This window comes from Geovibrio sp. ADMFC3 (assembly GCF_054687035.1).
Window position 1 is genome coordinate 945,326 of record NZ_BAAFZG010000002.1, and the last position, 19,973, is coordinate 965,298.

At 41.4% G+C, this 19,973-nt stretch carries 21 protein-coding genes and 1 pseudogene; 14 read left to right on the top strand and 8 right to left on the bottom strand.

Translation table 11 applies throughout. From position 1 onward, the window contains the following. The first annotated feature begins 111 nt into the window (after positions 1–111). From ACYRYY_RS04835 to ACYRYY_RS04845, 3 genes are read left to right on the top strand one after another with little or no spacing between them, the layout of a single operon-like run. Positions 112–2,088, top strand: a complete 1,977-nt coding sequence (locus ACYRYY_RS04835) for a hypothetical protein (protein ID WP_460214410.1) — start codon at positions 112–114, stop codon at positions 2,086–2,088. After that, positions 2,078–3,601, top strand: a complete 1,524-nt coding sequence (locus ACYRYY_RS04840; protein ID WP_460214411.1) for a hypothetical protein — start codon at positions 2,078–2,080, stop codon at positions 3,599–3,601. Before ACYRYY_RS04835 ends, ACYRYY_RS04840 begins: the two co-directional genes overlap by 11 nt. A 3-nt stretch (positions 3,602–3,604) precedes the next feature. Beyond that, the gene (locus ACYRYY_RS04845; RefSeq protein WP_460214412.1) at positions 3,605–3,997 is read left to right on the top strand and encodes a site-specific integrase; all 393 of its coding nucleotides are present in this window, start codon (positions 3,605–3,607) and stop codon (positions 3,995–3,997) included. A gap of 50 nt (positions 3,998–4,047) precedes the next feature. Here the strand turns inward: ACYRYY_RS04845 and ACYRYY_RS04850 are convergent, their stop codons facing one another. Then, positions 4,048–4,719 carry a hypothetical protein gene (locus ACYRYY_RS04850; RefSeq protein ID WP_460214413.1) on the bottom strand — a complete coding sequence of 224 codons (672 nt, stop codon included), beginning with the start codon at positions 4,717–4,719 and terminating at the stop codon, positions 4,048–4,050. A 280-nt stretch (positions 4,720–4,999) separates the two neighbouring features. Here ACYRYY_RS04850 and ACYRYY_RS04855 point away from each other — a divergent pair, with 280 nt between their 5' ends. The 4 genes from ACYRYY_RS04855 to ACYRYY_RS04870 all read left to right on the top strand — a co-directional run bounded on the left by ACYRYY_RS04855 (position 5,000) and on the right by ACYRYY_RS04870 (position 7,603). Beyond that, positions 5,000–5,587, top strand: coding sequence for a site-specific integrase (locus ACYRYY_RS04855; protein ID WP_460216459.1), 588 nt, complete (start codon positions 5,000–5,002; stop codon positions 5,585–5,587). Beyond that, a complete protein-coding gene (locus ACYRYY_RS04860) occupies positions 5,577–5,789 on the top strand; it encodes a hypothetical protein (RefSeq protein ID WP_460214414.1) in 213 nt (70 codons plus the stop codon). The genes ACYRYY_RS04855 and ACYRYY_RS04860 overlap by 11 nt, the downstream gene beginning before the upstream one ends. 415 nt (positions 5,790–6,204) lie before the next feature. Beyond that, the gene (locus ACYRYY_RS04865) at positions 6,205–6,417 is read left to right on the top strand and encodes a type II toxin-antitoxin system Y4mF family antitoxin (protein WP_460214416.1); all 213 of its coding nucleotides are present in this window, start codon (positions 6,205–6,207) and stop codon (positions 6,415–6,417) included. Between the two features lies 1 nt (position 6,418). Beyond that, the gene (locus ACYRYY_RS04870) at positions 6,419–7,603 is read left to right on the top strand and encodes a HipA domain-containing protein (RefSeq protein ID WP_460214417.1); all 1,185 of its coding nucleotides are present in this window, start codon (positions 6,419–6,421) and stop codon (positions 7,601–7,603) included. Between the two features lie 334 nt (positions 7,604–7,937). Here the strand turns inward: ACYRYY_RS04870 and ACYRYY_RS04875 are convergent, their stop codons facing one another. Continuing rightward, positions 7,938–8,117, bottom strand: a complete 180-nt coding sequence (locus tag ACYRYY_RS04875; RefSeq protein WP_460214418.1) for an SEC-C metal-binding domain-containing protein — start codon at positions 8,115–8,117, stop codon at positions 7,938–7,940. A 2-nt stretch (positions 8,118–8,119) separates the two neighbouring features. After that, entirely contained in the window at positions 8,120–8,497 is a 378-nt protein-coding gene (locus ACYRYY_RS04880) for a hypothetical protein (protein WP_460214419.1), read from the bottom strand. 331 nt (positions 8,498–8,828) lie between these two features. Here ACYRYY_RS04880 and ACYRYY_RS04885 point away from each other — a divergent pair, with 331 nt between their 5' ends. The 5 genes from ACYRYY_RS04885 to ACYRYY_RS04905 all read left to right on the top strand — a co-directional run bounded on the left by ACYRYY_RS04885 (position 8,829) and on the right by ACYRYY_RS04905 (position 14,510). Beyond that, a complete protein-coding gene (locus tag ACYRYY_RS04885) occupies positions 8,829–9,125 on the top strand; it encodes a helix-turn-helix transcriptional regulator (protein ID WP_460214420.1) in 297 nt (98 codons plus the stop codon). Then, on the top strand, positions 9,122–10,354 hold the full coding sequence (locus ACYRYY_RS04890; RefSeq protein ID WP_460214422.1) for a type II toxin-antitoxin system HipA family toxin: 1,233 nt from the start codon (positions 9,122–9,124) through the stop codon (positions 10,352–10,354). Before ACYRYY_RS04885 ends, ACYRYY_RS04890 begins: the two co-directional genes overlap by 4 nt. 584 nt (positions 10,355–10,938) lie before the next feature. After that, positions 10,939–12,618 (top strand): caspase family protein, encoded by a 1,680-nt coding sequence (locus ACYRYY_RS04895; protein ID WP_460214424.1) that lies wholly within the window; start codon positions 10,939–10,941, stop codon positions 12,616–12,618. A gap of 7 nt (positions 12,619–12,625) precedes the next feature. Further along, entirely contained in the window at positions 12,626–13,429 is an 804-nt protein-coding gene (locus tag ACYRYY_RS04900; protein ID WP_460214425.1) for a DUF4384 domain-containing protein, read from the top strand. A 1-nt stretch (position 13,430) separates the two neighbouring features. Next, a complete protein-coding gene (locus ACYRYY_RS04905; RefSeq protein ID WP_460214426.1) occupies positions 13,431–14,510 on the top strand; it encodes a formylglycine-generating enzyme family protein in 1,080 nt (359 codons plus the stop codon). Between the two features lie 315 nt (positions 14,511–14,825). Here ACYRYY_RS04905 and ACYRYY_RS04910 read toward each other — a convergent pair. Beyond that, positions 14,826–15,128 (bottom strand): annotated as a pseudogene (locus ACYRYY_RS04910) (IS1595 family transposase); the annotation flags it as partial. A 4-nt stretch (positions 15,129–15,132) separates the two neighbouring features. Beyond that, complete coding sequence (locus ACYRYY_RS04915; protein WP_460214427.1) at positions 15,133–16,275, bottom strand: Fic family protein; 1,143 nt, start codon at positions 16,273–16,275, stop codon at positions 15,133–15,135. Between the two features lie 161 nt (positions 16,276–16,436). Here ACYRYY_RS04915 and ACYRYY_RS04920 point away from each other — a divergent pair, with 161 nt between their 5' ends. Both ACYRYY_RS04920 and ACYRYY_RS04925 read left to right on the top strand, forming a co-directional pair. Next, a complete protein-coding gene (locus ACYRYY_RS04920; protein WP_460214428.1) occupies positions 16,437–16,682 on the top strand; it encodes a type II toxin-antitoxin system prevent-host-death family antitoxin in 246 nt (81 codons plus the stop codon). Between the two features lie 2 nt (positions 16,683–16,684). Continuing rightward, positions 16,685–16,990, top strand: coding sequence for a type II toxin-antitoxin system RelE/ParE family toxin (locus ACYRYY_RS04925; protein ID WP_460214429.1), 306 nt, complete (start codon positions 16,685–16,687; stop codon positions 16,988–16,990). Positions 16,991–17,674: 684 nt separating this feature from the next. On the opposite strand, the gene tnpA is transcribed toward ACYRYY_RS04925, so the two are convergent. The 3 genes from tnpA to ACYRYY_RS04940 all read right to left on the bottom strand — a co-directional run bounded on the left by tnpA (position 17,675) and on the right by ACYRYY_RS04940 (position 19,964). Further along, positions 17,675–18,130 carry an IS200/IS605 family transposase gene (tnpA, locus tag ACYRYY_RS04930; RefSeq protein ID WP_460213868.1) on the bottom strand — a complete coding sequence of 152 codons (456 nt, stop codon included), beginning with the start codon at positions 18,128–18,130 and terminating at the stop codon, positions 17,675–17,677. Between the two features lie 213 nt (positions 18,131–18,343). After that, positions 18,344–18,979 carry a cytochrome c3 family protein gene (locus tag ACYRYY_RS04935; protein WP_460214430.1) on the bottom strand — a complete coding sequence of 212 codons (636 nt, stop codon included), beginning with the start codon at positions 18,977–18,979 and terminating at the stop codon, positions 18,344–18,346. 91 nt (positions 18,980–19,070) lie between these two features. Next, a complete protein-coding gene (locus ACYRYY_RS04940; RefSeq protein ID WP_460214431.1) occupies positions 19,071–19,964 on the bottom strand; it encodes a SphA family protein in 894 nt (297 codons plus the stop codon). Positions 19,965–19,973: the final 9 nt, after the last annotated feature.

Genomic DNA, 19,973 nt, shown 5'->3' on the forward strand with positions numbered 1-19,973 from the left:
TTCATAGGCTTAACAGGAGATGATTCTGAGCAGTTGTTCAGTGACATGCTGCCTGCGCTAAAATATCTGGGAAAGCAATATGGAGTTGTTTTACCTGAGTTTCAGCAAAGTTTGAACTCCGATGAAGACAGGAACTTTCTGACCACACGCCCTATTCTGGGTTTTGTACTTACTGTGCAGCATACTCAGTCATTCAGATTATACGGTCATCAGTGCCTGACCCTGCTTCATATGATTAATGCTAAGTTCCCTAACAACATGAACAATAAATTATCTCGGTACTCGCTGGCAGCAAGGCGTTTTTTTGCGTTGTACGATAGCTTCTGTCAACAGAATAACATCAGACATATATCATGGGAGGAACTCAGAACAATTACCGACAGCCTAATCCGCTATCAGCCACAGGACAGACATAATATAGAAAATTTTATTTCTCTTATTGATGGCAACTGGCGTGAAATAAAGAACGTTCATCAACGCAGAGTCGGTGCAACATTATTCGAACCGATCAGACAAAAAATCAATGTTGATGAGCAAATTATAGAATATGTTTCCAGTACTCCGGTTGCCGACAACGAAGAGGGTGCAGATGCTCTACTTGAAAGCTATCTGAAAACATACTTCAGGGAAATTGATTCCAAAACGCCGCCAGACATAAACAGATGGAAGCGCCCCTATCAAAAAGCCGCCATAGCTCAACACCAGCAAATCAGCCCGTTTGCGAGGGATGTTGCTCAACTCTCCGAGCTCAGAACACTTTATAATGCATACAGTGAAACTGATAACGAGTTTTCAAAACAATGCATAGGCATTTTAATCATATCGGCAAATACTGGTCTGACGGCGGAAACAATTATAGAAGCAATTCCGTGGCGCAAAAAACAAAAGGACTTTCCCATCCGTTTTCAGGAGAATTATTCAAAATATACTTATCCTTTATTTGCGTTAGGCTATGAAAATAAAAAACCGGACGGAGCGATTTACCATAAATCAAGCAGAATCGTTACAATCTACCTTCCCGAAGGCTTGAGCAGATTTATACAGGAGCTTGAGCTCGATACTCTGAAACAGACTCCTTTCAGTTCTGTAAAACAGCACACGGCAAAGCTTATAAGTAAAATCAACAAAAGGAACAACACTAGTCTTTCAGTTGCCAGAATACGGAACAGCTTTATCAGCCATTATGTCAGTAACTGGGGACTGGACGAGATGTATGCGGCACTAATTTCAAACAATTATACCCACAGAACCCGCACGCAGATGAACTATACGAGATTTGATCCACTTGAGATTCACAAAAGATATTCAAATGCCTTTGAAAACGCAAACAAGTACTATCAATTTTTCCGAACTTACTCTCAATCACCAGCAGGGCGAGCCTTCCCCTTCGGCTCTAGAGCTGTTCCTATGGACAACGCAGTCATGACGATTTTTGAGTATCTCAGAAATAAAATTACAAGTTTTGGAAGGAGCATGCAGTTTACAGAACGAAGGAAACACTACAACTATCTGACTATATACACCTTCCTTGTGCTGCAGCTTATTACAGGGCACAGACCTGTTGCGAATAGCTCCACATGCAGAACCATCTTTATTCCGGCAGAAAAGATTGTAACAGTGAGTGACAAGGACAATATTTCATTCTCCGAGCACCGTACAATTCCTTTGCATAAAGGCTTCTGGCAGCTATATGAGCGTCATAAAACCGTTCAAAAAAGCATACTGAATCAGATGAGCCTTTTATACAATATCCCTACCCCAAACGAGCATTGTCATCTTTTGACAGATTCGCTTTTTCTGTTTGATGATAATAATCAGCAGCAATGGTTTTCAAAAGAGACTATTCAGCAATTCCTTGAAAATGAATCAATAAATTCTAACTTTCTCCGTCATTGGCTGCGAACATGGCTTCAATCGGAGGCATACAGCAAAACTCTTATCGATCATGTTTTCGGGCATTTTACCGCAGGAACAGAAACTATGAGCACCTTATCCATGCTTAACACCTGCGACCTGTTCGATGACATTTTGAAGTATCAGGGGGTACTGCTCTCAAAATTTGCAATCAAGGAGCACGATGATGTTTGAACAAGTTATTATCGAATATATAGAAAAACTGCAGGCACATTTAAACTCAATCCCTGAAGAGAAGCCGAAAGCAAGAATACGGTTTGAGCAGAAATTGAGATTCACAGCAGAATGCACAGAAGCGATACGTAATCTTCTGTCGCCAATGGAAGAATACCCTATAGCTTTGGAACAGATGCAGGTAAAGAAGCTTGAAACAGAAACACCATATCCCAGATATACTGAAAGCTATTACGGATACCACAGACAGCTTATCATCCTGCTGCAGTTATTAAACAAGAAAAAGGTTATTATATCTGCTATACCGGAAAAATATGACAAGCCGAAAAGAGATATTGTCACCAAAAGCAGTGTGAGGCATATTCACGAGCATAGCCAATTTTACGAGCTTTGGGGCAAACTTTATTCTAAGTTCCCTGAAAAAGCATGTAACATAATTGACTTACAATGCGTCTTCCTGTTTGTCCTTATGCGTGAGTCATTCTGCTTTTTTCCAGACCTCCCTGCCCTGCTCTCCGGCTTGACAGATGATGAAATCGGAGCAGGTACCGGGGAGTTATATTTATCAGCAACAAAGGATGCTGATAAAAGAAACATACGCATTCCTTTATCAGACAGAGGGCAAACAATCCTCAATGCTCTTATGCTCCAAAACAATCACAACAAACCGTTTCATGGACTTAACACGGCATTATTTAATAGCTGGCTGAAAAGCATGGGATTTGATATGCCCTTCCTGGCCGTAAGAAATCTCTTAATCAACCGCACCAGTCTGTTCCTTCCACCCTTCATAATTGCGGTAATGTCCAATAATCTCAGCTTCACCAGCATCAGCCCTGAATGCAGAAAGCGAATATACACAGGAACAGTCAAACCACAAAGATCCGCCTCACCCCGTAAAAACAGGAAAAAAGTTGTAAATGTATCTGTTCAGCAGCAACATTTTTTAGTGAGCGAGCATATTACTTTCATTAAAACTCTCTCTTCTGAAATGCACAAAGCATATCGTAACAACAGAAGGAAAACGGCTCAGCTTCAAAGCAATATTGAAAAGTTTTACAATAAAAATCATGGACTTATATCCACTAATGAGACGCTCTGCCTGCTCACTGATTGGCTGTTTGACCTGATTCGCAAACCGAAGAAAGGAAGCAGTCTCGGGACAATTGTCACATACTTCGGTCCGTTCGCAAGAGTGTTGATTTATGAGACGAGAAGCCGACCGCTTTCCCATATGAAGTCATCGGAAATAATCGAGCTGATCGAGAAAATCATAAATCAGGATATTCTCAAGAACGGTAACAAAAAGAATATGGGTAGAAGGCTCAAATCCTTCTTTAGATACTACATCATCAGATTTACACACAAGGATCCTAACGGTGAAATAAGCGACTATCTGGGTTCATCTGAAATGAGAGGTACATCATCAGAGACAAGGACAGCCATCATAACACCACATGAATTCGATATGTTTATTGCTTATCTTAATGATACATATCCGGAAGATGCGTAGATTATGACTATTTGCTCTGCACTTGCTTTCTGGGGAGGAATGAGGCGCAGCGAAATCGAGCTTTTCAGGGCGGACAAGGCACAATCGGAGCCGGAAATGCTTTACCGTGTATCTGAATCAAAAACATTTTCAGGACGCCGCCCCGTACAGCTTTGGGCAATTATGCCTGAACATTACAGGAACATACTTATTGATGAACTCCAGAAGGCAGAAAAACGTAAATATCTGTTATGGGAAGATGACGAAGAACGCTATTACCTCAATGCAGAAATATTTCCAAATATCATACGTGAGCTAAAGAACTTCTTTCAAGATGATGAGTTGGTTTTTCACTCTTTAAGGCACTCTTTTGCGTCAAATATGCTGATATGTATCTTAAGCAACTGCATAGAATGAGCAAGCATCTATCACATCAATATCAGCTAGCAAGACTCACAAAAATAATTTCAGCCTGCTCTTTCATTCAGCTTATTAACTTTTATATCATAATAAAAGTTCCAAGCAATCCCCGCATAAACGATACTCGTGAACAACAGTAACGCTCCTGTCTTAACCGGACCTATATCTATGATAAAATTAACTATTGATATTAAAAATCTCGTTTTTAAAGCTCCCGTAGAATAAATCTTTTCAATCATGTCCCAACGTATAAAACAAACTAATAATGCTCCTAACAAAAAACTAGACAAAGATACAAATACATTGAGAATTATGTTTATGCGGTTCATAATTATTTTTTCTGTTATCAATAAAGAAATTCCACTAACAATAAATGAACCTAAAAATATTACAAGTAAATATTTGGCAAATAAAACATATTGTTCATAATTACCCAAAAAATATAAAATAATAAATAGAACTGTATATACAAAAACTGATTTTACAATATATAAAGAAATATCCTTTCTTATATATTCCTTTGAAAATATATACATTTTTTCTTTAAATCCATCATTCTTTGTTACTATTTTAGTAGCCAATGCTCGTTCAATACCCATTTTATTTACCAGAGAATCAATAACTTCAGCTTGTTTTTTCCCATTATTAAGTTCGTTTGAAACATAACTCGATAAAAACTCTATAGCATTTAAAAATTTTTCGTTTTCTAAATCATTCACAAGATACTCCCCCACACAAAAAATATCTTTCAAATTCAGAACCAATCTAAATACCTTAGCCATATAGATCATGACATCAAAACTAATTACATACACAACTACATAATATTTTACGAGATATTCATAATAATGTCAAATATAATAGCCTCTATTTCTTTTATACTTATGGACTTTTATATTTATAAACAAGCATTTAGCTAATAACTATACCCTTCATTCCTAATCAAAATTACCTCAAAGAAATGTAAAAATTCAAATAAAGAGAAATAACAAGCCGGAGATCAATCCTTTCAGCAAGGACGAGTTAAATGCGCTGTTCGACGCCTTCAAGGATTTTTATCCGTTTTACGTAAATTTCATATCGTTTCTTGCATTCAGCGGCTGCCGTCCGAATGAAGCTGTAGCTCTGCAGTGGAAGCATATAGACTGGGAAAACAGAATAATCATGGTCCGGGAAGGGTATGTTCTCGGAGAAACCACAACACTCAAAACTTCAAGCAGCAGAAGGGACATAGATATGAACGACCTTCTTTTAAATCTGCTTCAAGAACAATATACAAAAAGGACGGAGAATGCTGAGCCTTTCGTCTTCACCAATATGCTGGGCAAGCGTATCTGTTGGGAAAATTTCAGGCAGAAATACTATAAAGCAATGGAAACAGCCGAATTGCCCTCAAGACCGGCATACCAGCTTCGCCACACATTCGCTTCGTTGGCATTGAAAGCAGGAGAGGATCCGACCTGGGTTTCCAAAACACTCGGCCACTCGAGCCTCAGGACAACATTGGAAAAATACAACAGATATATAGCATCAAAAGACAGAAGGGACGGCAGTCTGTTCGCAGGAGAATTTAAAGATGGGATCTAATTCAGGAATAGCATTTTTAGGAATATTTGGTTTAACAATTACAATTTTGGCTTTATTTGCAGCCCGTGGGCTTGAAAAGGTAAACGAAAAAGAGAGGGATAAAACAAAAAGGAAGAAGAAAAGAACTGCACTCAAAATATACAGGAATGCAAAACGTAATCCTTCACGCTTTATAAGATCGATGAAACACCGGAGGAAATAGCTATGCGTGTTTTTTATGAAAAGACCCTGAATATTTGTTCCGCGGTAGCAAAAGTCATTGTGCTTGAGCTTTTCCTTAAATACGGACTGACACTTTTAATGGCATAAAGGAGTAAACTAATATGAGAATGATATGCAAGAAGATTTTTGAGCTTTGTGTTATGCTGTCAATGGTTGCTGTTTTAGGTATTATCTTAAAACCGGAAATGCGGCTTGAGCTTGCACTTTACTTAATCGCTTCAATTACCTGCGGGTTCATCATCTTTATTTTATTAAAAAGTAAAAAGGATGACTGAGCATTTTTCTAATTCTACCGTTCGGGATAATGAATCTGGTTTTTCTTATAATTCTCCCTATCGGTAAAATTTATTGATTTTATTCAATTTTAAGCCTATATTTTACCGAAGAGGATAATTATGCGTATAATCAGCAGTGAAGATTTGGGTAAAATAATCAGAGAAAGACGCAAAGAGCTGGGGCTGACGCAAACTCAGCTTGCCCAGCTCAGCGGTGTCGGCCTGCGCTTTATTTCCGAGCTTGAGAGAGGCAAAGAGAATGTCCGTCTGGGATATGCAATCAAAATTGCCTCCAATCTCGGAATAGATATTACCGCAGAAAGCAGAGGCTGACATGAAGTATCTGAGTGTAAGCATTCCTACCAAAAGCGGACTGAAGCCTGTCGGCAGGCTTTATGAGGACTATTCCTTCGAATATACAGGTAGTATTCAGATTTCATGTTCGATGCCCATCGACAGCGAAGCTGATAAAGAGATTGTTTATAACTTTTTCACCGGACTGCTGCCGGAAGAGGAACAACTAAAGGCGGTTGCACAATTTTATCACCTCAGCGTAAGAGATTCCTTCGGGCTGCTTAGTAAGCTCGGCGGAGACTGCGCCGGAGCGTTGTATTTTTCCGAAGACAGCAATGTTCTTTTGAAAGGCTCTTACAGAAAGCTGACTTTGAGCGAACTGGGTAAAATCATAGACGAGCTGCCCAGAAAGCCTTTTGCTTCCGATATAAAAACAAGAATGTCCTTAGCCGGTGCACAGCCGAAGCTCCCAGTCATGTATGACGGAAATGATTTCTATCTGCCGGAGGAAACAGCCGCCAGCACTCACATCATAAAGCCTGTGTACAACCAAAAGCTTGAAGGCTTGGAAGAGAATGAGCATATATGCCTTACACTTGCTAAGTCAGTCGGACTGAACACCATAGATTCGAAAATAATAACCATCGGAAACTACAAGGCGCTTCTGGTTAAGAGATATGACAGAAAGCCTGACGAAGATCAGATAATACGTCTGCATCAGGAGGATTTTACCCAGTGCTTAGGTATACCCAGAGACAGCAAATACTACGGCGAATACAAACAAATTGCCGACATTATCAGAAGATACTGCAAATCACCTGTTCTGGATATTCTTTCATTAATCAGATGGACGCTTTTCAACTATCTGATAGGCAATGCGGACGCTCACCTCAAGAATATTTCTCTGCTTTATGATGATATTGAATCGGGAAACAAGGTAAGCCTCGCACCGTTTTACGATATAGTCTGCACTGATATTTACGGCTTCGATGTTGAAATGGCAATTTCAATAGGTGAGCAGATTAATCCCGGACACCTTACCATTGAGGACTGGAGAAAATACGCAGATGATTTGGGAGTAAATATTCGACTTATACAGACAACCTTTAAGGACATTACAGAAAAAATTAATTTCAAGTTAATTGCTGACAGCGACATTAAAAGTCAAATTCAGGAAAAATATAACCAGAGGAAAGAATGGCTCTTGGAAACATTAAAACAATGAAGAGGACTCTAAGGCTAAGCGATTACTCTGTAAATCATTTTATGTAAATGTCTTTTTTGACTTCTGCCCTTTCGCCGCTCTTATGAACTCCCCCAACACCTCTGCACTTCTGAGCAGCTGAGGTTCCGGCATCTCTGCTTTTATGATTTTATTAGCCATGTTTATACCCTTTAATACTGCTATAGCAGAATTATTATACAGAAATATGGGTAACGCAACATAAATACTGGTGAAGCACTATTATAGACTGACATTGTACTGGAAAGATAATAAATTTTGGTCAAGCAGTATTTATAATGAGTAGGCTGTAAAGGAGGGGAAAAAGAATAATTTTTTACGGCTTTGTTTGATTCAAATAAACCACATTATCATTCTTTCCGCAGCATTTTTTATACTTCAATCTGCTACCGCAGGAACAAGGATCATTTCTTCCGATTTTGTCCTTCTTTGCCTCCTGTCTGACAGGTTTGGGCATATTTAAAGTCCGGATGGAGTTAGCAATATCAGTAAGCATGATCAGGTTTGCAAGGATAAAGCAGCCCTTTTACCTTTTTCCGAAAGCTCTGCAACAGTCTTTGCCGCAACCCTGCACATCATTTCGCACATTTCCGCATAATCAGCGACTCCAGTCTCGCCTGCTGTTTTATCGTTAAGCTCCAGAGCAAACAGTTCATCCTCATAATGCTCTAAAATGAACTCAAAACCGCTGATACACTTATGAAGAAGTTCTATCAACCCTTTCTTGCCGTATACATCAACCACGTTATTAACGGCAGCTTCGGTTATAGCGGCAACATCAGAGGGAAAGCTATTATCTTTATCTTTCATAAAAAAACGTGAAATAGAATTATACGTATCCATAACCAAAGTAACGGCTTTTTGCGCTTCTTCCATATCCGGCAGTGATCAGTTCAGGAACGAGGTGTTGGACAGACATTTGTTTTTCTATTTAAGCGAAGTTCGGGAAGTTTGTGCCCAGCGGCACATGCATATTGCCTCTATCGAAGCAAAGCTTCTCAGGAGGCTCTACTCTGATAATGGATAAGGAAGTAAACGGTTTAATGAGTTTTTTTAAAGTTTTTTATCAGTGCCTGCGTAGTGATTAAACACTCTTAATAAATGTCCTCGATTAATTTCAGGCTAAATAATCATCACAATTGACATATAGTATAATAGATATTATAGTATCCGCAAATACAATATTTTAGTTTTTAGGGATACCATAATGACTTTTATCACTTTAGAAGATATGGCTGAATATATCAGAAATTCATTGAGAAACACCCGTCTTGAAAAGAATCTCACTCAGGAGGGGCTTGCCGAACGATCTGGTGTCAGCCTCGGCACATTGAAGAAGTTTGAATCAACAGGTCAGATTTCTCTTGAGTCGCTTCTCAAGCTCTGCCTGGCACTTGACTTACTGAATAAGTTTGAAAATTTATTTGATAAAAAAGAACAGCCGAAATCATTGGATGATATTTTATCGCAGGATAAGACAAGAAAGAGAGGACGCAAGAAATGAACCATGCCCCTATACAGCTGCTGAATGTTTTTTACCATGCTGACAAAAAATATCATATGGGAAGACTGGCCTCCAGAGATAGAAAAATCTGGTTTGAATATTCACCTGAATTTATCGCTACAGGTTTTGAGCTGTCGCCTTTCAAACTACCGCTGCAGCCAAATGCTGTCTCTGCCGATACTAACGCATTTGATGGCCTGCACGGTGTATTCAATGACAGTTTGCCCGACGGATGGGGAAGGATGCTTCTTGATCGTCAGGTTGCAAAATATGGAATAGCCCGCCACCTGCTTACGCCATTGGACAGGCTAAGCCATGTCGGCAAATACGGCATGGGGGCATTGTCATACGAGCCTGAATATTCAGAAGATGCCCAGCTTGAGGAAAATCTTGACCTAACGAAACTTGCAGAAGAAATGCAGCAGATTCTTGAAGGTGAAGGAGACGACGCACTGCTGAAGTTAAAGCAACTTGCCGGTTCATCAGGTGGTGCCAGACCAAAAATCACCGCAAAGGTAAGTCCTGACAAAAAGCATATAATGTCGCAAACAAGCAGCTATCCTGACGGTTATGAGGACTGGCTGATTAAGTTTAACTCAAGATTTGATGATGCAGACTCAGGCAAAATCGAATATGCATACAGCATTATCGCAAAAGATTCCGGAATAAACATGCCTGAGACTTACCTTTTCAACACAAGTACCGGAAGCTATTTCGGTGTGCAGAGATTCGATAGAGATAGCGGCAGGCGAATTCATATGCATTCGCTATGCGGACTTATCCATTCAGACTACAGGTTTCCATCTTTGGACTATACCGATCTGCTGAAAGTCACTCAGGTACTCACGAAAGACATGAGAGAAGTAGAGGCCGCATTCAAACTGGCGTGCTTTAACGTCATCATGCACAACAGAGATGATCACAGCAAAAATTTTTCGTTTTTGTACATAGATAAGGAATGGAAATTATCGCCTGCTTACGACCTGACATTTTCATCGGGCCCTAACGGCTATCAGAGCATGACTGTTATAGGAGAGAGTCTTAAGCCCACCCTGACACATTTAAAAGAGCTTGGAACAAAGGCAAATATAAAAAAAACTGAACGGATTATAGACCAGGTTCTAGCTTCAGCAATAAGGTGGAAAGACACCGCCGCCAGCCTGAACATTAGTGACAGCACAATAAAGAATATCGACCAGATAATTAACTCTCACATGAAAGCAGGCTAACAAGCACTCATTAACCACTCTTTAATGAGTGTTTAAAGAGTTTTCTTTCAATGCCTAAACACTGATTTGTGCGGTATGGGAACCTGTGGCGGATGATGTAGCCGTCTGCGCCTGACATCGCCAATGCGGAAAATTCGAAAAGCACTCTGACAACTGTCCGCTTATGGGTATAAATGTAACCACATATCTTCCTGAAATCAGTATTGCTGATAATCAAAATTTCCGCTGTGCGGCTGCTCCATTCTGGCAAGGCATACCCAACGGGCAAATCACCTATACGGTATTTAATCCTCCCCTGAGAATATAGGCGGGATAACACCTATTTAGAAACTGAGAAATACAGAAAAAAATTCTACTATAAATTACTGTTAAAAATGAGATGATTACCAGTTCAGTAGTAGAATTATTCGTAAAATTCATCAACATTCTTTTGCGTATGGGGCGGTTTTCCTGGAAAAGATCCCTGCTATCTGAGAAATTACACATTCTTATTAAATCTATTAATGATTCTTAGGTTCCATTTCACTTTTATATACGTAGTATTTTTGTTATTATTTAGACGAAAAAATATGCGGAGGTTCGGGATGCGTTGGCTCATTTTTACTTTTCTTCTTTTTTCCCTGATAAATACAGCTTTTGCCGGTTCCGGCAGTGCGAGGTTTTCTGTTCTGCCCGCACCGCCTATGTTATCTGTCAGTATCGGCTTTGAGGAGGCTTCAGGCAACAAGGCGCTGGATGCTGAAGAGTCCGGTGCTGTAATTGTCAAAGTAACCAATTCCGGTCAGGGTGATGCTTTCGATGTGAAAGCTCAGCTTAATCCTCAGAAGCAGTTTAATGGTCTTGATGTGCCCGGCTCGCTTGACATAGGTACTGTTCCCGCAGGCAAAACGGTTGAAAAGAGGATTTCGATTAACACTACAGATCAGCTTGAGACAGGCGTTTATAAGCTTGGCATAAGCGTTAAGGAGCTTAACGGCTTCAACCCAGCTCCCACAGGCATAGCCTTCAATACGAAGGAATATAGAGCGCCTAAGCTGGTTGTTGCTGATATGAGCGTGCTTGACTCCTCCAGAAACGGGCGTATTGAGCCTATGGAGAATGTTGAGATAAAGGCTCGCATACAGAACATAGGCGCTGGCGATGCGTTTGATGTTAATGCCGACATATTGCCCGGTAATAATGTTTATCTCGGCGGAGACAGAAAAAGCAGTTTTAATCTTGGCACAGTGGCTTCCGGTCAGTATATGGATGTGTCATTTATAATATATACAAACAGCATGATAGCTGACGGGGCAAGGGTTCCGGTGGATGTGAATATTACTGAGAAAAAAGGCCGCTTTGGAGCAAGCACTCCCTTGAAGCTTGTGATGAGCAACAAAAACACAGGCGGCGGTTTTGTGACTGTACAGGCAGCGGAAGAGAAAAAAGAGACCGTTGTTCCTGTCGCCGGACTTTCTACAGGGGTGGACACAAAGGTTCCTGTAGGTCTGAAAAAGGCTGGCAGGTATGATGTTGCGGTTGTGATAGGCAATTCACGCTATTCCAATGCTCCTGATGTTGACTACGCTCTCAATGATGCCAGAGTGATGAAGCAGTACCTCATAAAAACCTTCGGCTTTGACGAAGGGAACATCATATACGCCGAGGACGCTTCACTCGGCAAGTTCTACGAGATTTTCGGCAACACAGCAAGCATAAAAGGCAAGCTGTTCAATTACATAAAACCCGGTATATCAAATGTTTTTGTATACTACGCAGGCCACGGAGCGCCGGATCTCGATTCTTCAGAGGCATATATCGTGCCCGTGGATGCCAACACCCATTATCTTTCCAGCTCCGGCTATAAGCTTCAGACGTTCTACAGCAACCTTGACAAGATGCAGGCAAAGAAAATCACGGTTGTGATTGATGCCTGCTTCTCCGGTGATTCAGCGGCAGGTATGCTTTTTAAAGACATCAGCCCCGCTATGGTAAAGGTTAAGAAGCAGTATGAGAAGCCGAAGCTTGCGACACTGTTGACCAGTTCAGGTTTTTCCGAGGTTTCCAGCTGGTATCCGGAAAAACGCCACTCTATGTTTACTTACTGGTTCCTGAAAGGCTTGCAGGGAGATGCGGATCTGAACGGGGATAAGACGGTTACGCTGCTTGAGATGAAGAAATACGTAACTGACAATGTACCGTATAAGGCCAGAAAGCTTCACGGCATCAATCAGAATCCTGTGGTTGACGGCAGTGATGAAGATGTTCTGGTTGTTTTGAAGTAGGTTTGGGATGCTGAAAAGTCTGATATGTATTTTGCTGATCTTGATAGCGGCGCAGGGTTACTGTGGCGATGGAAGGCTTGTGAAAGGCGTTACTGCTGACGGTTCCTGCGCTGTTGTGGGAATGACTGCGGAGCAGGCGAGGCTGACCGCACTGCAGAATGCCCGCATGGGTGTGATAGAGAAGGCGGCAGGGGTGAAGGTGAGCTCCAGCACAGTTGTTACGGACGGCAGGATGGCGGCTGATTTTATCAGGGTTTATGCCAGTGGTTACATTGTAAAAGAAGACAGTCTGTGGCACGATTTGAGGCAGTATAACGCAGGCGGAGTGCCTGTGCCTGAGTATAGCGTTACGGTGACTGCGGATGTATATGTGCCGGAGAAAAAGAACATACTCGGCCTGAAGGCGGAGCTGAATAAGATGCTTTTCAGAGAGGGCGAAAAGGCTGAGCTGAAGATAAATGTTAAGAAGGACGCAAGGCTTGCGGTATTTAATATCAGGGCGGATGACAAGGTGGAGATGCTTTATCCAAGTCAGTATATGAAGGGAGAGACGGTAAAGGCCGGTGAGACGTTTATTTTCCCGGGTTATGATGCTCCTTTTGAGCTTGTTATGGGAACGCTGGAGGGGCATAAGGCGGACTCAGAGGCTTTTCTGGTCGCGGTGCTTCCGGCAGAATCAAAGCTGCCGTTCAGTGTGCTTTTTGATAATAAACTGTATGATTTTTCTGAGTTTTTCGCTGCATATGCAAATATAGCGGATGATACAGAGGATTCGCTTATTGCCTATACAGTGCTGGGTGAGGGGAAATAGTATGAAATATGCTTTAGTTATTCTGCTGGCTTTTTTTAGTTTAAGTGTTTTTGCTGCAGAGGATGTTAATTCGAGATTGCAGCAGGAGGGTAACAGGGGTGTTTTGCGGTATGACCTTAAGGGTGAGCCGAATGAGGACGCAGAAGTGAACCTCTCTGTGGAGATTGAGGGGAAGAAGTATACGCAGGAACAGCTTAGTGTCAGTGGTGATGTGGGCAAGGTTGTCACCGGAAGTAATAAAGTAATCTACTGGGATGTGCTGAAGGACTTTCCGAGGGGACTTGTGGGCAATGTCAACTGGTTTCTGGATGTCGGCGGAAAGGAATATAAAGACCCTGTGACCGGCATGGAGTTTGTTTTTGTGAAGGGCGGCTGCTTCCAGATGGGGAGTAACAGCGGGGATAGTGATGAAAAGCCAGTGCATGAGGTATGCGTGGATGACTTCTATATAGGCAAGTACGAGGTAACAAACGCCCAGTACAGAAGATACCAGTCGGGCCACAGCAGCAAGGACTACGAAGGCAACAGCCTTAACGGTGACAGCCAGCCAGTGGTTTATGTGAGCTGGGATGACGCAAAGAGTTATGCCAACTGGCTGAGCAGGCAGGGCGGGAAGACCTTCCGTCTTCCGACGGAAGCGGAATGGGAATATGCCGCCCGAGCGGGAACAAGGACAGAACGCTTCTGGGGAGACAGTTCTGACAGCGCCTGCGGCTATGCGAATGTAGCGGATCAATATGTTATTCAGCAAAATGGATGGTCTAAAGATTCAAATGATTTTAAATGTTCTGACGGTTACGCGGCGAGTTCTCCAGTAGGAAAATTTAAGCCGAACGCCTTAGGCTTGTACGATATGCTCGGCAACGTATGGGAGTGGGTAGAGGATATATATAGCAGTGACGCATACAGCAAACACCAGCGTAATAACCCTATATATACGGGCAGCGGCTCTTATCGGGTTTTCCGAGGCGGCAGTTGGCTCAACTCGCCGCAGGGCGTCCGTTCCGCCGATCGCGGCTACGACTCGCCAGGCAACTTGGACAGCTTCCTCGGCTTTCGCTTAGCGATGACAGTCAATTAACTTTTAGGTTTTTTACCTTTTTACCTTTTGAATAGATAATTAGTGCGAAGCACCTTTTAAGGTTTCCCTCACCTGTGCAGGCTTGCGTTGTATATGCCGCAACAGGTGAAAGGGAAACATCCTGAGCTTTGCTCAGGATCGCGCGAAAATTGACCCAAGGCGGTCATCCTGAGCGATTAGCAAAGGATCTCTCACCGATAGAGATTCTTCACTTCGTTCAGAATGACGGCAATGGAGCGCGAAGCGAAACAAAACCGCCAATGGCGGCGAATCAGGGCTTGCAATGAATTATGTTTTTGGGGCTATCCTAGATAATTAACGCATATATTCTCTAACTAGTTGTTTTAACAGCCTTAATTGTTCTTTTGGTTCAGGATTATTAAATCGCCATTCACATTCTTTCAGAAACAAGTGAAAATGCTCCTTAGGAATCCCGTTAAATTTTCTTAAGTGACGCTTTGCCTGATTCCAAAAATTCTCAATTCCATTTATATGATTGCCCTTATTGGCAAATAGTACACTGTGATTTATGCGGTAATGTTTAAATTCAGAGACATCAAGAACATTGTAGCTCTTGAATGTGTCTGTATAAACAATACTATCAGGAGCAATTTTCTCCCAACTACACAGGATCCCGCAAACGGTAGCTTGTGCTCCGCCCCCCTGCAATGTTTTGGATAAACACACCGTAGACTTTCAACTCCTGAATGTCCCTCAAAGCGGTGTCATTCGAACACTTGGTCAGCTTTGCATATTTTGAAGTGTTCATGTATCCTTCAAAACTATCATCAAGCATTAAATTAATAATCATTCTCTGACGCTCATTAATTGAAAACTGCTTGAGATGACTCCACAGTTCTGTTTTATACATAATTGACTTTAAAGTGTTTTCAGCACGCTCCAGGGCACGGCCCAGACAATCCAAAAACCACTCAAGCCATTCGGTTATATCAGTAGTTCCCTTCTGCTGGCACTCAAGCTGAAAATAGTAGTCTTTACGCTCTGCCTCAATCTGGCTTGAAAGACTGTAAAAACGCTCAGAAATACCGTCTGCACAGGCAAGAAGCATATCGGTAATAGCACGGGCTATACGACCGTTGCCATCTTCAAAAGGATGTATAGTAACAAACCAAAAATGGGCAATTCCTGCTTTTATGACTGGATCAAGAGTTATATCAGAGTTAAACCAGTTGAGAAAAGCAGCCATTTCGTCAGAAATTTTATCTGCATGTGGGGCTTCGAAATGTATCTTTTCACGTCCAACTGGACCGGAAACAACTTGCATTGCACCAGACTCTGGTGTTCGCCACTGTCCGACAGCAATTTTGTACATTCCGCTTCGACCGCTAGGAAACAATGCAGAATGCCATGCAAAAAGTCTCTCTTCAGTTAAATCTCGAGAAAAATTATGAGTAGCATCGACCATCATTTCAACAAAACCATCGATATTCCTGCTGGCAGGAACAAGCCCTGCAATATCGATTCCAAGCCTGCGTGCAATAGATGAACGTACTTCTTCCCGGTTGAGGAGTTCACCTTCAATTGCCGAAGAAGTCACAATATCACTGGTCAAAGTTTTTAAGCTTGCCTCCTGCTTTAAATCAAACCCGATCCCAGCCATCTTCCCAAGAAGAAGCCCCTGCCTGTAACGGACATCAGCAAGCTTAAATGCTAAAGCTTCTGCATTCCATTTGAAGTGAGGCCAATCGCTCTGCTCATATAACCACATAATATTCACCGCAAATTTTAATGCGAATATAGTCATTATTTACTGCAAGCGCAATACCTATTCACCGCATATTATACAGTGTTTAAAATGTACTTTCACCGCATGTCAGATGCATTATACCAATTCGCTCTGCATTCTTATCTTTGCTGTTGAATTTCACGAACAATTTTACTACATTTATTATATTGAGGTGAATTATGCCGAATATCAAACCGGTTTCGGATTTAAGAAATTACAATGAGGTTTTACAGGATGTTGCCGTTAATGAACCTGTTTTTTTAACTAAAAACGGTAGAGGACGCTATGCAATTCTTGATATAGAAGATTATCAAAAAACTCAGGCAACTATTAAACTACTAAAAAAGCTTTCTGAAGCAGAAGTAGCCGCAAAAGACGGTGGTTGGCTTACAACTGAAGAAACGGCAAAAGAACTCGGCATCTAAATATGAAGTTAAGAATAAACCCTCTTGCTGTTGATGATCTGAAACAGATCAAAGCATATATAAGCGAAGAGTTGCAGAATCCTGATTCTGCCCTAAAAATTGTAACAGGTATTATTGAGCGTTATTCACGATTGACAGAATTTCCGCAAATGGGCCCACTCTTGTCAAGCATCATAGATATAGAAACTAACTTTCGATATTTAATATGCGATACATATATTGTGTTTTACACGATTAACAAAGAGTATGTGTCAATTTACAGAGTGCTGTCATCACGTCAAGACTACATACGAGCACTGTTCAAATAATCCGATTCAATTCCAAATTTAAAAATCAAACCGCAATCCGAATATGGACATTAGGCAAGGAAAATGATATACAAAACTGTGTCCGTACATGGATTTTGAATCCGAAAATGGACACGGCACTTTTGCAGTTTTAATTTTCATAGGCAGAATTTAGTGCCCAAAACGGTGCCTAAAAAGTGGGAAAATCTGTCCGGATATGGACAGCCAGCAAACAAGTATAAAAGTCATCAATCAATATTCATCAGCAACTTACATCAATTAGAAATCCATTTATGGACAGCAAAATCCAATACAATGGAACCGCCGCCTCCATTTCTTTAACCCACTTATAAACAATGATATTTTATATTTCTTAAGCATCTTCATTATTCTTTCAATTAGACCGGCTCACAATGAAGCTACAAAACAATACTTCAGGTTGTGATATAACTGCTGAACTTTTTAGCTGCAGCTATAATTCTGCAAGGAAAGCCTGACAAGATAATTCGGTTTATTTTATTCATTGGCTCAGCTTTGCGGTTGCATGGTTTGAAGCCGATGTTATGCAGTAGATTGAATCCAAAGTAACTGAAAGCAGGGAGTTATAACCATAAAATCGGAAGGTTTTTCTTACGGTTTTGACCTCTATAGATACCCCCGGGTAAACCCGGGGTTCTATGCTTTCGCCATGCTATCGCATGTTTTTTACAGCTCAATCTTGAGCTGTCCTGAATCCTGTTGCCCTTGCATTTCGACGTAATTTTTAATTACGTCTTCATTCAAACCAATACTGCTAACGAAGTAGCCTGGCGACCACACTATATTTTCATTCCAGTATACTTTTTCTAACCAATCAAAAAATTTTCGCATACGGGAAGCCAATTGGCTTTTTAATCTACCCATAACATCTGAAATACTATATTTGGGAGGAATAATTATAACCATATGCAAATGATCTAAGTCAAAGCCAATGGCTTCTATTTCAACGCCAGGCATACTTCTCAATAAACTGGGCAACGTTTTACGAATATAAGAACAGACACCAGGCTTCAGGATCTTTCGACGGTATTTACAAACCCAAACTACATGATATTTCAAGTAATAAGCACTGTGAGAGGTCTTAATGATTTCCATAGAAAAGTATACCGTCGAAAGGCTCATTCATCCACGCTTAAAAGCGTGGTGTTCTGTCTTCGACCGCATAAAAGAAAGGGCACCCTTTTCTATGTGATATTACAGGAAGCGGGTGACGGAGATTTGCTCAAAAAATACTTAAGAATCCAGATTGAAAAGAGAAACGACAGTGCAGGTGCATGCACTGTCGCCTTTAAGGGGTAGGAGGAAACTAAAAGTTTCTGCGTTTTATAGAGAGGGCTACTTCACTTTTTTATTCCACTTCATGTTTGTTTTATGACATTGATCACAGTAATCCGCAAAAGGCTCATGAACCTGATGGCATTTTGCGCAGTTCAGGTTTCCGTAATGCGACTTGTGCGGATTTCTGTGCCTGTCGGCAGTTTTGGGAGCGAGCTGCTCATATCCGCCATGGCAGCCCGTACATTTCACCGATACTGTATCGTAATCATCGTAGTCGTAATTAACGTGACATGCCGAGCAGCCGACACCTGCTGTTTTATGGGAATCAGCAAGCTCCGCCAAGTCGCTCCATGTGGCATATTTCTGAACAAGATCTTCCATGTCTGCCTTATCAAACACCACCTGTTTTTTTGAGGAGATAATAATTTTACCTTCAGCATCAGGCTTATGGCAGGTAAGGCATGTTTCCTCTGTTGCTCCCTGAGCCTCGGTATGCTTAAGGTGTATCCTGTCTCCAAGGCTGCCCGTTTCAGTTCCTGATTCATGACAAGTGAGACAGTCGGAGAAGGATTCAACCTTTTCGTGTTCAGATTTAAGCACCTCAGAGGGTATACCGTGACATTCGGAGCAAACTGGCTGGACAACGGCAGACGCCAACGCAGACAATGACTGAAAATACAGAACTGAAATCATAAAAATATATAAAAACCACTTTTTTATGTGCATAAATTCAAATCCTTTGCGTAAAAAACGGCTCCGGCGAACCGGAGCCGCAATATTATTTTTAGAAAGCGTACATAAACTTAAACCAGAACCTGTCGGTTTCTGCTTTGTTTTCCACCTCAAACTCCTGCTGGTATTTCAGATGGAAGGCCATATTCTTATAGTCGTATTTTACTTCAGGACCGAGTGCCATAGCCTGACCCTTGTTGCCGTCAAGGTATTTATCTCCGTCGAGTTCATCATCGGTTACCTGTTTATAGTAGTATCCGTTGATACCCACTGTCCAAGGTCCCTTATGCAGACCGACAAAGCTGTCAAAATGAAATTCCTGACCAGATTGATAATTTGTGTCAGAATTTTCGGTGTTTATGTCGTACATAAACTTGGCAGAAACCTCAAAACCGCTTTCATTGAGATATGTGACTGCAAAAACAGGTTCAAAGGTAAAATAATTTCTGCCTATATTGGCTATGTCGTCCTTATCGTAGGAACCGGAGGGAAGAATTATGTCAGGTCCCAAAGCGATATGCAGATTATTAAAGTGCCATGCGTTAAGCAGACCCATCTGTATGTCACCCATACCGGTTTTGCTCTCGCTTCCAGCAGGGGTGTCCAGCTCAAGGTGAACAAAGGGAAGTATTATATGCCCGCCGACATGCCCGCCTAAAAGTTCAATATCAGACATATATACAAAACGGAATATGGTAGCAGTTCCCTTTAATTCAAAATCAGGAACAGCACTGTTGCCGTTGGAGTCATTAAACCTATCCGAGTGCATATATGTTGTATAGTTTATCAAATATAGTCCCTTAGGCGGCAGAACGCCTGCCATTGTACCTTCCGACCCGTTGGAAGAAGAGGAACCTCCGCCCTCCGTGGCAAATACAGAAGTACTTAGAGAAACCATAAGAAAAGCGCACAAAAAGAAGGTTTTAATAAAATTGCTTAGTTTCATATCTTTTCT

Coding starts and splice junctions, on each gene's coding strand:
- ACYRYY_RS04840 (WP_460214411.1), top strand. CDS start 2,078: ATGATGTTTGAACAAGTTATTATCGAATATATAGAAAAACTGCAGGCA.
- ACYRYY_RS04845 (WP_460214412.1), top strand. CDS start 3,605: ATGACTATTTGCTCTGCACTTGCTTTCTGGGGAGGAATGAGGCGCAGC.
- ACYRYY_RS04860 (WP_460214414.1), top strand. CDS start 5,577: ATGGGATCTAATTCAGGAATAGCATTTTTAGGAATATTTGGTTTAACA.
- ACYRYY_RS04865 (WP_460214416.1), top strand. CDS start 6,205: ATGCGTATAATCAGCAGTGAAGATTTGGGTAAAATAATCAGAGAAAGA.
- ACYRYY_RS04870 (WP_460214417.1), top strand. CDS start 6,419: ATGAAGTATCTGAGTGTAAGCATTCCTACCAAAAGCGGACTGAAGCCT.
- ACYRYY_RS04875 (WP_460214418.1), bottom strand. CDS start 8,117: ATGCTTACTGATATTGCTAACTCCATCCGGACTTTAAATATGCCCAAA.
- ACYRYY_RS04880 (WP_460214419.1), bottom strand. CDS start 8,497: ATGGAAGAAGCGCAAAAAGCCGTTACTTTGGTTATGGATACGTATAAT.
- ACYRYY_RS04885 (WP_460214420.1), top strand. CDS start 8,829: ATGACTTTTATCACTTTAGAAGATATGGCTGAATATATCAGAAATTCA.
- ACYRYY_RS04890 (WP_460214422.1), top strand. CDS start 9,122: ATGAACCATGCCCCTATACAGCTGCTGAATGTTTTTTACCATGCTGAC.
- ACYRYY_RS04895 (WP_460214424.1), top strand. CDS start 10,939: ATGCGTTGGCTCATTTTTACTTTTCTTCTTTTTTCCCTGATAAATACA.
- ACYRYY_RS04900 (WP_460214425.1), top strand. CDS start 12,626: ATGCTGAAAAGTCTGATATGTATTTTGCTGATCTTGATAGCGGCGCAG.
- ACYRYY_RS04905 (WP_460214426.1), top strand. CDS start 13,431: ATGAAATATGCTTTAGTTATTCTGCTGGCTTTTTTTAGTTTAAGTGTT.
- ACYRYY_RS04915 (WP_460214427.1), bottom strand. CDS start 16,275: ATGACTATATTCGCATTAAAATTTGCGGTGAATATTATGTGGTTATAT.
- ACYRYY_RS04920 (WP_460214428.1), top strand. CDS start 16,437: ATGCCGAATATCAAACCGGTTTCGGATTTAAGAAATTACAATGAGGTT.
- ACYRYY_RS04925 (WP_460214429.1), top strand. CDS start 16,685: ATGAAGTTAAGAATAAACCCTCTTGCTGTTGATGATCTGAAACAGATC.
- tnpA (WP_460213868.1), bottom strand. CDS start 18,130: ATGAGCCTTTCGACGGTATACTTTTCTATGGAAATCATTAAGACCTCT.
- ACYRYY_RS04935 (WP_460214430.1), bottom strand. CDS start 18,979: ATGATTTCAGTTCTGTATTTTCAGTCATTGTCTGCGTTGGCGTCTGCC.
- ACYRYY_RS04940 (WP_460214431.1), bottom strand. CDS start 19,964: ATGAAACTAAGCAATTTTATTAAAACCTTCTTTTTGTGCGCTTTTCTT.